The organism is Streptomyces gobitricini (genome assembly GCF_039532985.1).
GTDB lineage: Bacteria > Actinomycetota > Actinomycetes > Streptomycetales > Streptomycetaceae > Streptomyces > Streptomyces gobitricini.
In genome coordinates this window covers 248,420-261,402 of sequence record NZ_BAAASR010000002.1, presented here as the reverse complement: position 1 = coordinate 261,402, position 12,983 = coordinate 248,420, and the positions used below count along the sequence as shown (strand labels likewise).

Below are 12,983 nucleotides of genomic sequence, written 5' to 3'. Positions count from 1 at the left end.
TAAGCAGACGGTGACAGAAAGGACCAGGACATGGCCGGAGAGGCGCAGAGCGACTGCCTGTTCTGCAAGATCGTGGCGGGGGAGGTCCCGGCCACCATCGTGCGCGAGTCGGAGACGACCGTCGCCTTCCGCGACATCAACCCGCAGGCACCCACGCACGTCCTGGTCATCCCCAAGGCGCACTACCCCGACGCCGCCTCCCTGGCCGAAGGGGCGCCGGAGATCGCCGCGGACGTGCTGCGCGAGGCCGGTCGGGTCGCCGCGGACGAGAAGGCCGACGGCAGCGGCTACCGCATCGTCTTCAACACCGGCGCCGGAGCCGGGCAGACCGTCTGGCACGCGCACGCCCACGTGCTCGGCGGCCGCGGCCTGAACTGGCCTCCCGGATAGTCAGGCCGGCCATGTCCGTACGGGAATTCGTCGTGCTGGGCACCGCGAGCCAGGTGCCCACCCGACACCGCAACCACAACGGCTACCTGCTGCGCTGGGACGGCGAGGGCATCCTCTTCGACCCGGGCGAGGGCACCCAGCGCCAGATGCTGCGCGCCGGGGTCGCCGCGCACGACATCGACCGCATCTGCGTCACCCACTTCCACGGCGACCACTCCCTGGGCCTCGCCGGGGTGATCCAGCGCATCAACCTCGACCAGGTGCCGCACCCGGTCACCGCGCACTACCCGGCGAGCGGACAGCGCTTCTTCGACCGGCTGCGGTACGCGACCGCCTACCGCGAGACGGTGAAACTCGTCGAGGCGCCGGTCGCCGACGACGGCGTGCTCGCCTCGACCCCCGCGTACACCCTGGAGGCGCGCCGCCTCTCGCACCCGGTCGAGTCGTTCGGCTACCGGCTGACCGAGCCCGACGGGGTCCGGATGCTGCCCGAGAGGCTCGCCGCACACGGCATCAAGGGTCCGGAGGTGGGCCGGCTCCAGCGCGAGGGCGCGCTGGGCGCGGTGCGGCTGGAGGACGTCAGCGAGGTACGGCGCGGCCAGCGGTTCGCCTTCGTCATGGACACCCGGCTGTGCGACGGTGTCCATGTGCTCGCCGAGGGCTGCGACATGCTGGTCATCGAGTCGACGTTCCTCGACGAGGACGCCGTGCTCGCCGAGGACCACGGCCACCTGACGGCCGGGCAGGCGGCCGCGGTGGCCCGCCGGGCGGGCGTACGCCACCTCGTCCTCACCCACTTCTCGCAGCGCTACAGCGACCCCGGCCTCTTCGAACAGCAGGCGCGGGCGGCGGGTTTCGACGGCGAGCTGACCGTCGCCCACGACCTCGTCCGCGTCCCCCTCCCCAAACGCCAGTAAGGCATACGCGCCATGCACCTCCCCGAAGCACTCCCCAAAGCCGAGCTGCACCTCCACATCGAGGGCACCCTCGAACCCGAGCTCGCCTTCGCGCTCGCCGCGCGCAACGGCGTCGAGCTGCCGTACGCCGACACCGAGGCGCTGCGCGAGGCGTACCTCTTCAGCGACCTGCAGTCCTTCCTGGACCTGTACTACGGGCTGATGGCCGTCCTGCACACCGCCGACGACTTCACGGAGCTCGCCGACGCCTACCTGGAGCGGGCCGCCCGGCAGGGCGTACGGCACGCCGAGATCTTCTTCGACCCGCAGGCGCACACCGAGCGCGGTGTCCCCATCGGCACGGTGATCGAGGGGCTGGCGCGGGCGCTGGACCGCGCCGAGGAGCGGCACGGCGTCTCCACGCAGCTGATCATGTGCTTCCTGCGCGACCGGCCGGCCGAGTCGGCGATGGAGACGCTCCGGGCGGCGGAGCCGTACCTGGAGCACATCGTGGGCGTCGGCCTGGACTCGGCGGAGGTGGGCCACCCGCCCTCGAAGTTCGCCGAGGTGTACGCGGCGGCCGACGCGCTCGGCCTGCGGAAGGTCGCGCACGCGGGCGAGGAGGGCCCGCCCGCGTACGTCCGCGAGGCGCTGGACGTCCTGGGCGTCGAGCGGATCGACCACGGGCTGCGTGCCTTGGAGGACCGGGAGCTGGTGGAGCGGCTGGTACGGGAGCGGGTGCCGCTCACCCTGTGCCCGCTGTCGAACGTCCGGCTGCGCGCCGTCGACGTCCTGGAGGACCACCCGCTGCCGTCGATGATGGCGGCGGGGCTGCTGGTGACGGTGAACTCCGACGACCCGGCGTACTTCGGCGGGTACGTCGGCGACACCTTCCACGCCGTGCACGAGGCGCTGGGCATCGGGCAGGAGCAGCTGCGGGAGCTGGCCCGCAACTCGTTCCTGGCGTCGTTCCTGGACCACGACGAGGACCGCCGGGCGCGGTACCTCGCCGAGGTCGAGGCGTACGAGTTCGACTAGGGCCTCCGCGTCCGGGCGGCGCGCCGGCCGTCAGCCCTGCGGACCGGACGGGCCCGCCGTGCGGTAGGCGCGCCGGCGCACCAGGAGGGGCACCACGGAGCGGACCGGGAACTCGGTGACCGGCTGCTCCGGCGCGCCGATCTGCGGGGCGGCGAGACCGGCCGCCGCGCCCGCGGTGCCGGCGACGACCGCCGCGGGGGCTCCGCCGCGGCGGCGGACCGCGCCCGGCACCAGCGGGCGGCCCGAGGTGTGCAGGGCCACGGCGGTCAGCGGAACGGCGAGCAGCAGCAGGGCGCCGCCCAGCAGCATGCCCATGCCGGGGTAGCCCGCCCGCTCCGACAGCACGCTGCCGACGACGGGGCCGCAGGCCACGCCGAGCGAGGACGCCGAACCGGCGAGGACCGCCCAGCGGCCGCGCGGGTCCAGGGAGGCGGCCAGGCCGATCAGGTAGGACAGGACCACCGGATAGCAGGCGTTCCACAGGATCTCGCCGGCCGCGAAGGAGGCCAGGCCCTCGGCCGAGGAGCTCAGGCCGACGCAGCCGGCGATCGCCACCGTGCCGAGACCGATCGGCACCGCCCGCCCGAGCCGGGCACCCAGCGCGCCGGCCGCCGTGACACCCAGCAGCCCGGCGCCGAGCGCCGCCGCGAACACCGCGCCGACCGTCACCTCGCTCAGCCCGGCCTGGGTGACCCCGATCCGGCCGCTGACGCCCCACAGGGCGTTCTGCGCCATCGACCAGCACACCATCGCGCCCGCCAGCACCAGGCCGGCCCGCGGCCGGGGCAGCGGCGTCCCCGCCTCCCGGGCCGCGTCCGTGTCGTGGCCGCTCTCCAGCCGTCCCGTCGTCGGCCACACGGCGGCGGCGACCAGCGCGAGCGACGCGAACGGCAGCGCGTGCCCGCCGCCGAGGTGTGGAAGCGTCAGGTACAGGGCGCCGGCCGTGGCGGACACCGACAGCAGGCCCAGCGTGGAGGCGCGGTGCGGATCGCGCCGCCCCGCGATCCCGGCCGCGGCGACCGCCGTCGCCGTACCGGAGCCGTAGCCGCCGGCCATCGCGCCCGCCACGACGAGCGGTACGGCGGAGGCGAGGGCGGCGCAGCCGTAGCCCGTGACGGCCAGCAGCAGTCCCGCGCGGGCCAGCCGGCGCGGGCCGTGGCGGTCCACGCGCGACGCGAGCGTGAAGCCGGCGGCGGCGGAACCCAGGAGCAGGCCGGAGCCGACCAGACCGGCCTGGGCCGGGGTCAGTCCGAGTCCGGCGGAGAGACGGCCGACGACGGTCGGCAGCAGGTACGCGGCGAGGTAACCGGCCGTGAACAGGGCGACGAGCGGCCACAGGGCGCGCGGGCGCGAGGGCATGGGCGTTCCCGAACAGGGAGAGAGGGAGGAGGGGGAGCGCCCGGTGTCGTACGGGAACGTGCACGGGAACGCGGGGCAATTTGTATCAAGCGGGCCGGTCGAACGAGAAGGCAGGTCGCTGTGATCTGAGACACATAACGTTTGCGAGGCTTGGAGGCGGGTAGTCGCAGCCGTTCCGCCCTGGGTGACGGCCTTCGTGTGCGACGAGAATCGGGCACACTGTCCTGATCCGTACCGCGACCGGGGAGCCCGCCGTGACCACATCCCGAGGAGAGCAGCAGCAACGGCAACACACGGCCGGAGTCGACCCCTTGGGCGCGCTGCGCACGCCCGCCGATCCGGAGTGCGACGTCTTCCTCACCGGCACCGTCTTCCTCGACATCATCTTCACCGGCCTGGACAGCGCCCCCGTGCGCGGCACCGAGACCTGGGCGCGCGGCATGGGCTCCAGCCCCGGCGGCGTCGCCAACATGGCCACCGCCCTGGCTCGCCTCGGGCTGCGGACCTCCCTGGCGGCCGCCTTCGGGGACGACCACTACGGCGAGTACTGCTGGGACGCCCTGGAGCACGGCGAGGGCATCGACCTGTCCCGGTCGCGCACCGTGCCCGGCTGGCACTCGCCCGTGACCGTCTCCATGGCCTACGAGGGCGAACGCACCATGGTGTCGCACGGCCACGAGGCCCCGCCGCTGCACGGCTCCCTGCCCGCGTCACCGCCACGCGCGCGTGCCGCCGTGGCCTCCCTGACACCCGGCCGCCCCGAGGAGTGGGTCGCCGACGCGGCCCGCCGGTCCACCCGGATCTTCGCCGACGTCGGCTGGGACGACACCGGGCGCTGGGACCTGTCCGCCCTGCCCGACCTGGGCCACTGCGAGGCGTTCCTGCCCAACGCCGAGGAGGCGATGCGCTACACCCGCACCTCCTGCCCGCGCGCCGCCGCCCGCGCGCTCGCCGGCAAGGTGCCGCTCGCCGTGGTCACCCTCGGCGCCGAGGGCGCGTACGCCGTCGACGCCGCGACCGGTGAGACCGCCGAGGTCCCGGCCATCGAGGTCGCCGCCCTCGACCCGACCGGTGCCGGGGACGTCTTCGTCGCCGGGTTCGTCACCGGCACGCTCGCCGGGTGGCCGCTCGCCGACCGGCTCGCCTTCGCCGGGCTCACCGCCGCCCTGTCGGTGCAGGAGTTCGGCGGGTCGCTGTCCGCGCCGGGGTGGGCGGAGGTCGCCGCCTGGTGGAACCACGTCCAGGGCTGCTCCGGCCAGGACCGTGAGGCCCTGCGCCGGTACGCGTTCCTGGAGTCGCTGCTGCCCGCCCCCCTCAGGCCGTGGCCGCTGCGGCGGGCCGTCCCCACGATCGGCTTCGGCCGCTCGGCGTAGGGCCGGTGAGGGAAAAGCCTTCTGGGTTGTCAGCGCCACGACGTACGCTGGATGTCCAGAGGTTGTCGAGCAGCGAGAACCCTGCAGCGGGAGGTATGTGCAGGCCTGAGAGCCGGCCCATGACGCAGACACCCACAGCCCAGACCCAGCAGGCACGAGCCCACTTCACCGTCCCTGCCAAGCACCCCATGGTCACCGTGCTCGGCTCCGGCGACGCCCTGCTGCGCGTGATCGAAGAGGCGTTCCCGGCCGCCGACATCCATGTCCGGGGCAACGAGGTCAGCGCGGTCGGACCGGCGGGGGAAGTCGCCCTGGTCCAGCGCCTGTTCGACGAGATGATGCTGGTGCTCCGCACCGGGCAGCCGATGACGGAGGACGCGGTGGAACGCTCGATCGCCATGCTCAGGGCGACCGAGAACGGCACGGCGGAGCCGGGGCAGGAGAGCCCCGCCGAGGTGCTCACCCAGAACATCCTCTCCAGCCGCGGCCGCACCATCCGCCCCAAGACGCTCAACCAGAAGCGGTACGTCGACGCGATCGACAAGCACACGATCGTGTTCGGCATCGGCCCGGCCGGCACCGGCAAGACGTACCTGGCCATGGCCAAGGCGGTCCAGGCCCTGCAGTCCAAGCAGGTCACCAGGATCATCCTGACCCGGCCGGCCGTCGAGGCGGGCGAGCGGCTCGGCTTCCTGCCCGGCACGCTCTACGAGAAGATCGACCCGTACCTGCGGCCGCTGTACGACGCGCTGCACGACATGCTCGACCCCGACTCGATCCCGCGCCTGATGGCCGCGGGCACGATCGAGGTCGCGCCGCTGGCGTACATGCGCGGCCGGACGCTCAACGACGCGTTCATCATCCTCGACGAGGCCCAGAACACGAACCCCGAGCAGATGAAGATGTTCCTCACCCGGCTCGGGTTCGACTCCAAGATCGTCATCACCGGTGACGTCACCCAGGTCGACCTGCCGGGCGGCACCAAGAGCGGTCTGCGCCAGGTCCGGGAGATCCTGGAGGGCGTCGATGACGTCCACTTCTCGATGCTCACGTCGCAGGACGTCGTACGGCACAAGCTCGTCGGCCGTATCGTCGACGCGTACGAGAAGTACGACAACCAAAACGGGAAGTAGAGCGCACGAGCACCATGTCGATCGACGTCAACAACGAGTCCGGTACCGAGGTCGACGAGCAGGCGATCCTCGACGTCGCCCGCTACGCGCTCACGCGGATGCGCATCCACCCTCTCTCCGAGCTCTCGGTGATCGTGGTGGACGCCGAAGCGATGGAGCAGCTGCACATCCAGTGGATGGACCTGCCGGGCCCCACGGACGTCATGTCCTTCCCGATGGACGAGCTGCGCCCGCCGAGCAAGGACGACGAGGAGCCCCCGCAGGGGCTCCTCGGTGACATCGTGCTCTGTCCGGAGGTCGCCGCCCAGCAGGGCCAGGACGCCCCGACGCGGCACTCCATGGACGAGGAGCTCCAGCTCCTCACCGTCCACGGGGTGCTGCACCTGCTCGGGTACGACCACGAGGAGCCCGACGAGAAGGCCGAGATGTTCGGGCTCCAGGCGGCGATCGTCGATGGCTGGCGGGCGGAGAAGGGCCTGACGGGTCCCTCCCCGGCGCCGACCGTCTCATGACCGCACAGCTGATCCTCGGCGCGGTCGCGCTGGTCGTGGTCGCGTGGCTCGCGGCGTGCGCCGAGGCCGGCCTCGCCCGCGTCACCAGCTTCCGCGCCGCCGAGGCGGTACGGGCCGGGCGGCGGGGCGCTGCCAAACTGGTCCAGGTCGCCTCCGACCCCACGCGCTACCTGAACCTGGCGCTGCTGGTCCGGGTGGCCTGCGAGATGGCGGCCGGCGTCATGGTCACGTACGTCTGCCTCAGCGAGTTCGACGAGACGTGGTCGGCCCTGCTGGTGGCGATAGGCGTCATGGTGCTCGTGTCGTACGTCGCCGTCGGGGTGTCGCCCCGCACCATCGGCCGTCAGCACCCGCTGAACACGGCGACCGTCGCCGCGTACGTCCTGCTGCCGCTGGCCCGTGTCCTGGGCCCGGTGCCGCAACTGCTGATCCTCATCGGCAACGCGCTCACCCCCGGCAAGGGCTTCCGCAAGGGCCCCTTCGCCTCCGAGGCCGAGCTGCGCGCCATGGTCGACCTCGCCGAGCAGGAGTCCCTCATCGAGGACGACGAGCGGCGCATGGTCCACTCCGTCTTCGAGCTCGGCGACACGCTCGTACGCGAGGTCATGGTCCCGCGCACCGACCTCGTCTCCATCGAGCGGTACAAGACCATCCGCCAGGCCCTGACCCTGGCGCTGCGCTCCGGCTTCTCCCGCATCCCGGTGACCGGGGAGAACGAGGACGACGTCGTGGGCATCGTCTACCTGAAGGACCTCGTCCGGAAGACCCACATCAACCGGGACTCCGAGTCCGACCTGGTCTCCACGGCGATGCGGGCGGCCGCCTTCGTGCCCGACACGAAGAACGCCGGCGACCTGCTGCGGGAGATGCAGCAGGAGCGCAACCACTGCGCCGTCGTCATCGACGAGTACGGCGGCACGGCCGGCATCGTCACGATCGAGGACATCCTGGAGGAGATCGTCGGCGAGATCACCGACGAGTACGACCGGGAACTGCCTCCGGTCGAGGAGCTGGGCGACGGCCGTTTCCGGGTGACCGCCCGGCTCGACATCGGCGACCTGGGTGACCTGTTCGGCCTGGACGAGTACGACGACGAGGACGTCGAGACGGTCGGCGGACTGCTCGCCAAGGCCCTCGGCCGGGTTCCGATCGCCGGCGCGTCGGCGGTGGTCGACCTGCCGGACGGCCGGGCCCTGCGCCTGACCGCCGAGTCCCCGGCGGGCCGTCGCAACAAGATCGTCACGGTGGTCGCGGAGCCGGTGGCATGACCCCCGGCCGGCTGCGGACGTTCTGCCTCGCGTTCGACGGCGCGGTGGAGGACTTCCCGTTCGGCCCGGAGACCTCGGTCTTCAAGGTCGAGGGCAAGATGTTCGCCCTGTCCGCCCTGGACGCCCGGCCGCTCACCGTAAACCTCAAGTGCGACCCCGAGATCGCGCTCCGACTGCGTGCCGAGCACCCGGCGATCGTGCCGGGCCGGCACATGAACAAGCGCCACTGGAACACGGTCACGGTCTCCGGCCTCCCCGACCGCACGGTCCGCGAACTGATCGAGGACTCCTACGACCTCGTCGTCGCGGGCCTGCCGAAGGCCGCCCGCCTCCGCCTGAACCACCCGTAGCGCCCGCCCGCGCCACGGCTCCCCGGCGCCCCCGCCCCCGGACCGGCCCCGCACCCCCGTGACGCGGCCCCGTCCGGGAGGGCCGTGTCACGGGGGTGCGGGCGCCAGGCCCACCCCGCCCCGGCCGAGGACCACGGGACATGCGCGCCGGGCTGCGGCGGCTGATCGGCGCGTGGACGCCGTGCCCCCGCGCGAGTGGCTCCCGAGCCCGGCGGGACGGAGCGTGGACGCCGTGCCCCCGGGCGGCCTGAGGACAGTTCCGTTCCCGCCCTGTGATCTTCCTGTGTGTATCCTCAGCGCGGCCGATCATGGCGGGGAGGGGGGAACCATCGACTCCCCAGAGACATTCACTTCTAGGGAGCACACACCCTCATGCGTACTCGCATACGTCGCGGCGCCGCCGTCGCGCTCACCGTTTCCGCCCTCACCCTCACCGCCGCGTGCGGTGGCTCGTCCGACAAGGGCGGCGACAGCGCGGCCAAGGACAAGGCCGCCGACAAGCCGGCGGCCGCCACACCGCTCACCGCCGCGCAGATGAAGGCGGGCATCCTGGAGGCCAAGGACCTGCCCGCCGGCTGGAAGGCCGAGAGCGCCCCCAGCACGGGTGACCAGGCCAAGGCGGAGAAGCCCGAGTGCGAGCCGCTCGCCCGCATCATGTCCGACAAGATCGACGGCGCGACCATGGGCGGCAACCAGGAGTTCGCCCACGGCGGTGGCGCCAGCCTTCTCGCTCAGCAGATCTTCTCCCTCCCGGGCACCGGCGCCGCCGACTTCGTCAAGGACGTCACGACCGCCGTCGGCGCGTGCGGCACCTTCACCATCGTCCAGGACGGCGAGAAGGTCCCGGTCAAGGCCGCCGCCCTGCCAGTCGCCAAGGCCGGTGAGTCCTCCCAGGGCGTGCGCCTGACCATGGAGATCGCCGAGCTCAAGATGAAGATCGAGTCCGACGTCCTGATCGCCCAGCAGGGGTCCGGCGTCATGCGGCTCGCCTACGTCCCGATGAGCGGCGAAGGCCACAAGAGCTTCGACGACCTCGCCAAGCGCGCGGGCGACAAGTTCGTCAAGGCCGTCCAGGGCTGATCCGGGGTCGCCGTCGGCCCCGACTTATGCTCGGGGCATGACACAGACCACCGACCTCGGTCCCGAGGACCGCAAGATCATCACGCTGGCGCGCAGCGCCCGTGCCCGTAACGGCGTGCCCGAGGGCGCGGCCGTGCGGGACGAGACCGGGCGTACGTACGTCGCCGGGACCGTCGCTCTGGAGTCGCTGAACCTCAGCGCGCTCCGGACGGCGGTGGCGATGGCCGTGGCCAGCGGGGCGAAGTCGCTGGAGGCCGCGGCGGTCGTCACCGACGCCGACGCCGCCTCGGAGGCGGACCGCGCCGCCGTCCGCGACCTGGGCGGCCCCGACACCCCCGTGCTCGTCGCCGGACCAGACGGCGAGCTGCGCGTCACGGTCAGCGCCGGCTGATGGCGCGCACGGGGGAGGCCCGGGCGTCGACCCAGGCCCGGCTCATTCTGGCGATCGGCGCCATCGGTCTCGTCATCAACGTCGTCGACTGGTTCGTCGGGGGCAGCCCGCAGCCGTACCACGCGTTCCCGTTGCTGCTCGTGCTGTGGGGGGCCGCCGACCTCCTGCGGGCGGCCCGGCCCGCCGCGGCGCGGGTGGTGCGGGGCGCGGCCGGGGTGCTGATGGTCGCGATCGGGCTCGCTGTCGGAGTCCCGGCCGCCGTCGCGCTCGTACGGGGCGAGCCGGTCGAGTGGCTGGACCTTCTCGTCGGCGTCGTCGTCGCTCTCTACGCCGCCTCGGCGGCCGCCGGTCTGGCCGCCCGGCGACAGGCCTCGCGGGCCTGAGGGAGGCCCTGCGGTACGTGGGCGGTGCCCGCATCGGGGAGAATGGCCGACATGAGCGCTCGTAACCCAGAAACCGAAACCGCCCACCGGGCCGGTTTCGCCTGCTTCGTCGGCCGCCCCAACGCGGGCAAGTCCACCCTCACGAACGCTCTGGTCGGCCAGAAGGTGGCGATCACCTCCAACCGGCCGCAGACCACCCGGCACACCGTGCGCGGCATCGTGCACCGCCCGGAGGCGCAGCTGATCCTGGTCGACACCCCTGGCCTGCACAAGCCCCGCACCCTGCTCGGCGAGCGGCTCAACGACGTCGTGCGCACCACCTGGGCCGAGGTCGACGTGATCGGTTTCTGCCTGCCCGCAAACGAGAAGCTCGGCCCCGGTGACCGGTTCATCGCCAAGGAACTGGCGGAGATCAAGAAGACCCCGAAGGTCGCGATCGTCACCAAGACCGACCTGGTGGACTCCAAGACCCTCGCCGAGCAGCTCATCGCCATCGACCAGCTCGGCAGGGAACTGGGCGTGGAGTGGCGGGAGATCGTCCCGGTCTCGGCGGTCGGCGACAAGCAGGTCCAGCTCGTGGCCGACCTGCTGATCCCGCTGCTTCCCGAGAGCCCGCCGCTCTACCCGGAGGGCGACCTCACCGACGAGCCGGAGCAGGTCATGGTCGCGGAGCTGATCCGCGAGGCCGCGCTGGAAGGCGTACGGGACGAGCTGCCGCACTCGATCGCGGTGGTCGTCGAGGAGATGATCCCGCGCGAGAACCGCCCGGCGGACAAGCCGCTGCTGGACATCCACGCCAACGTCTACATCGAGCGCCCCAGCCAGAAGGGCATCATCATCGGCCCGAAGGGGCAGCGCCTGAAGGAGGTCGGCACCAAGTCGCGCAAGCACATCGAGGCGCTGCTCGGTACACCGGTCTTCCTGGACCTGCACGTGAAGGTCGCCAAGGACTGGCAGCGCGACCCCAAGCAGCTGCGCAAGCTGGGCTTCTGAGCGCGCTGGGCGCGCTGGGCGCCGCGGTCGCCGGTACGCCCGCCGCGCACGGGCCGTACACGGGCGGCGGCCCGGGGTGCGGGCGAAGGCGGCCGAGGGCCGGCGGACCGTTCCCGGCGGCCGCGTGAGCCGGGCCGTCCGGTGCGTGGGCGCGGCGACGCTCATGCCTCCGGCACGCGGGCGCGGCGACGCTCACGCCCCTTCCCTGAGCACCCGGGAGACCAGCTCCCGCTGCTCCTCGGTCAGCCCGGGGTCGGCGCAGTGGACCGTACGCCCGTCCACGGTGATCTCGTAGCCGAACCCGTCCGGCACGCCCACCGGCCGCTGCCCGCGCCCGTCCTTCAGTGCCGCCTCGGCCAGGGCGTGCCAGTCGTGGGCGTCGGGCAGTCCCGAGGTGTCCACCTCGGCCCGCCGCTCGATGCCCGCGAACCCGCCCGTACGGATGACCCGAATACGCATGGGCCCTGTCTACTCCGTCGGGAGCCCCACCGTCGACCAGGCCTTCACCACCGCGTCGTCCTCCGCGCCGCCCGCGCCGAACCGCTCACGGGCCGCGGCCACCGTCAGCCGGGAGAAGTCGGCGAACTCCGCGTCCACCGCCAGCCGGCCACCGGTCAGCACGTCGTACCAGACCCGCCCGGCCCGCTCCCAGGCGTTGCCGCCCAGCTCCTTGGCGAACAGGTAGAAGGCGTGGTTCGGGATGCCGGAGTTGATGTGCACGCCGCCGTTGTCGGCGCCCGTGTGCACGTAGTCCTCCATCTTCGCCGGCTGCGGGTCCTTGCCGAGGACGTCGTCGTCGTACGCCGTTCCGGGGGCCTTCATCGAGCGCAGCGCCACGCCCTGGACCTCGGGCGCCAGCAGACCGGCGCCGATCAGCCAGTCGGCCTGCTCGGCGGTCTGGCCGAGCGCCTTCTGCTTGACCAACGAGCCGAAGACGTCCGACATCGACTCGTTGAGCGCCCCGGGCTGGCCGAAGTACGCCAGGTTCGCGGTGTACTGCGTGACCCCGTGGGCCAGCTCGTGGCCGATGACGTCCACCGCGACGGTGAAGTCCAGGAAGATCTTGCCGTCTCCGTCGCCGAAGACCATCTGGTCGCCGTTCCAGAAGGCGTTGTTGTAGTCCCGGTCGTAGTGGACGGTCGCGTCCAGCGGGAGCCCCGACCCGTTGATCGAGTCGCGTCCGTACGCGTCGCGGAACAACTCGAACGTGGCGCCGAGACCGGCGTACGCGCGGTTGACGGTCGCGTCCCCCGAAGGGTCCTCGCCCTCGGCGCGCACCTTCTTGCCCGGCAGGGCGGTCTTGTGCCCGGCGTCGTAGACGGTCCGCTTCGGCCTGCCCTCGGCCGCCTCCCCGTCCGGGGGTCCGGAGGCGGCGCCGGCGACCGTGGTCAGTCGGCGGGCGGTGCGGTTCGCGGCGTCGGTGACCAGGGTGCGGCGGGCGGCCGCGGCGATCACGGGGTCGGAGGCGCGGGACAGGTGGTCGAGGAGGTGCGGCGGGACGATCGCGCAGAACGCGTGAGTGGTGGCTGTCATATTCCGCAATGTGGCAGCGCGTCACCGGACTGTCACTGGCTGCAACGACGATTCCCGAAAAAGAGTGATAGAGCACTCTTCGACGGTTGGCGCGCCGAATCCCGCATACTGAAACAGCACCTCCACTCACCGTGCCGCTCGGCTAGGCTTCCCCACATCATGCGTTTCGGGCTGCTTCTTCTTAGCTGCCGCGGCGAGGGCCTGTAGTCGTAGGCCGACCCCCTCCCCGCGGAGTCTGGTGCTGCTTCGACCCAGTCGGCCGTCCCTGTGAAGGACAACCGAGG

Annotated in this window: 15 protein-coding genes; 12 read left to right on the top strand and 3 right to left on the bottom strand. The window is 72.4% G+C overall.

What is annotated here, in order from left to right; all coding sequences use genetic code 11:
• The first annotated feature begins 30 nt into the window (after nucleotides 1-30).
• Genes ABD347_RS02155 through ABD347_RS02145 form a run of 3 tightly spaced genes read left to right on the top strand, consistent with a single transcriptional unit; the run spans nucleotide 31 to nucleotide 2,324 of the window.
• On the top strand, nucleotides 31-390 hold the full coding sequence (locus tag ABD347_RS02155) for a histidine triad nucleotide-binding protein (protein WP_344355689.1): 360 nt from the start codon (nucleotides 31-33) through the stop codon (nucleotides 388-390).
• 11 nt (nucleotides 391-401) lie between these two features.
• Nucleotides 402-1,307: a ribonuclease Z gene (locus ABD347_RS02150; protein ID WP_344355687.1), complete on the top strand. Its 906-nt coding sequence runs from the start codon at nucleotides 402-404 to the stop codon at nucleotides 1,305-1,307.
• Nucleotides 1,308-1,319: 12 nt separating this feature from the next.
• Complete coding sequence (locus ABD347_RS02145; RefSeq protein ID WP_344355685.1) at nucleotides 1,320-2,324, top strand: adenosine deaminase; 1,005 nt, start codon at nucleotides 1,320-1,322, stop codon at nucleotides 2,322-2,324.
• Nucleotides 2,325-2,354: 30 nt separating this feature from the next.
• Here ABD347_RS02145 and ABD347_RS02140 read toward each other — a convergent pair whose 3' ends face one another.
• A complete protein-coding gene (locus tag ABD347_RS02140) occupies nucleotides 2,355-3,683 on the bottom strand; it encodes an MFS transporter (RefSeq protein ID WP_344355682.1) in 1,329 nt (442 codons plus the stop codon).
• 254 nt (nucleotides 3,684-3,937) lie between these two features.
• On the opposite strand from ABD347_RS02140, the gene ABD347_RS02135 reads away from it, so the two are divergent.
• From ABD347_RS02135 to era, 9 genes are all read left to right on the top strand, one after another.
• On the top strand, nucleotides 3,938-5,056 hold the full coding sequence (locus ABD347_RS02135) for a carbohydrate kinase family protein (RefSeq protein WP_344355679.1): 1,119 nt from the start codon (nucleotides 3,938-3,940) through the stop codon (nucleotides 5,054-5,056).
• Nucleotides 5,057-5,175: 119 nt separating this feature from the next.
• Entirely contained in the window at nucleotides 5,176-6,189 is a 1,014-nt protein-coding gene (locus tag ABD347_RS02130; protein WP_344355676.1) for a PhoH family protein, read from the top strand.
• Between the two features lie 14 nt (nucleotides 6,190-6,203).
• Nucleotides 6,204-6,701 carry an rRNA maturation RNase YbeY gene (gene ybeY / locus ABD347_RS02125; protein WP_344355673.1) on the top strand — a complete coding sequence of 166 codons (498 nt, stop codon included), beginning with the start codon at nucleotides 6,204-6,206 and terminating at the stop codon, nucleotides 6,699-6,701.
• Entirely contained in the window at nucleotides 6,698-7,969 is a 1,272-nt protein-coding gene (locus ABD347_RS02120) for a hemolysin family protein (RefSeq protein WP_344355670.1), read from the top strand. Before ybeY ends, ABD347_RS02120 begins: the two co-directional genes overlap by 4 nt.
• Nucleotides 7,966-8,319, top strand: a complete 354-nt coding sequence (locus ABD347_RS02115; RefSeq protein WP_344355668.1) for an MmcQ/YjbR family DNA-binding protein — start codon at nucleotides 7,966-7,968, stop codon at nucleotides 8,317-8,319. Before ABD347_RS02120 ends, ABD347_RS02115 begins: the two co-directional genes overlap by 4 nt.
• 372 nt (nucleotides 8,320-8,691) lie before the next feature.
• Nucleotides 8,692-9,399 (top strand): hypothetical protein, encoded by a 708-nt coding sequence (locus ABD347_RS02110; RefSeq protein ID WP_344355666.1) that lies wholly within the window; start codon nucleotides 8,692-8,694, stop codon nucleotides 9,397-9,399.
• Nucleotides 9,400-9,436: 37 nt separating this feature from the next.
• A complete protein-coding gene (locus tag ABD347_RS02105; protein WP_344355665.1) occupies nucleotides 9,437-9,790 on the top strand; it encodes a cytidine deaminase in 354 nt (117 codons plus the stop codon).
• A complete protein-coding gene (locus tag ABD347_RS02100; RefSeq protein WP_344355663.1) occupies nucleotides 9,790-10,173 on the top strand; it encodes a hypothetical protein in 384 nt (127 codons plus the stop codon). The genes ABD347_RS02105 and ABD347_RS02100 overlap by 1 nt, the downstream gene beginning before the upstream one ends.
• A gap of 42 nt (nucleotides 10,174-10,215) precedes the next feature.
• The gene (gene era, locus ABD347_RS02095; RefSeq protein WP_344355661.1) at nucleotides 10,216-11,166 is read left to right on the top strand and encodes a GTPase Era; all 951 of its coding nucleotides are present in this window, start codon (nucleotides 10,216-10,218) and stop codon (nucleotides 11,164-11,166) included.
• Between the two features lie 192 nt (nucleotides 11,167-11,358).
• Here era and ABD347_RS02090 read toward each other — a convergent pair whose 3' ends face one another.
• Nucleotides 11,359-11,625: a protealysin inhibitor emfourin gene (locus ABD347_RS02090; protein WP_344355660.1), complete on the bottom strand. Its 267-nt coding sequence runs from the start codon at nucleotides 11,623-11,625 to the stop codon at nucleotides 11,359-11,361.
• 9 nt (nucleotides 11,626-11,634) lie between these two features.
• On the bottom strand, nucleotides 11,635-12,699 hold the full coding sequence (locus ABD347_RS02085) for a M4 family metallopeptidase (protein ID WP_344355658.1): 1,065 nt from the start codon (nucleotides 12,697-12,699) through the stop codon (nucleotides 11,635-11,637).
• Between the last annotated feature and the right edge of the window lie 284 nt (nucleotides 12,700-12,983).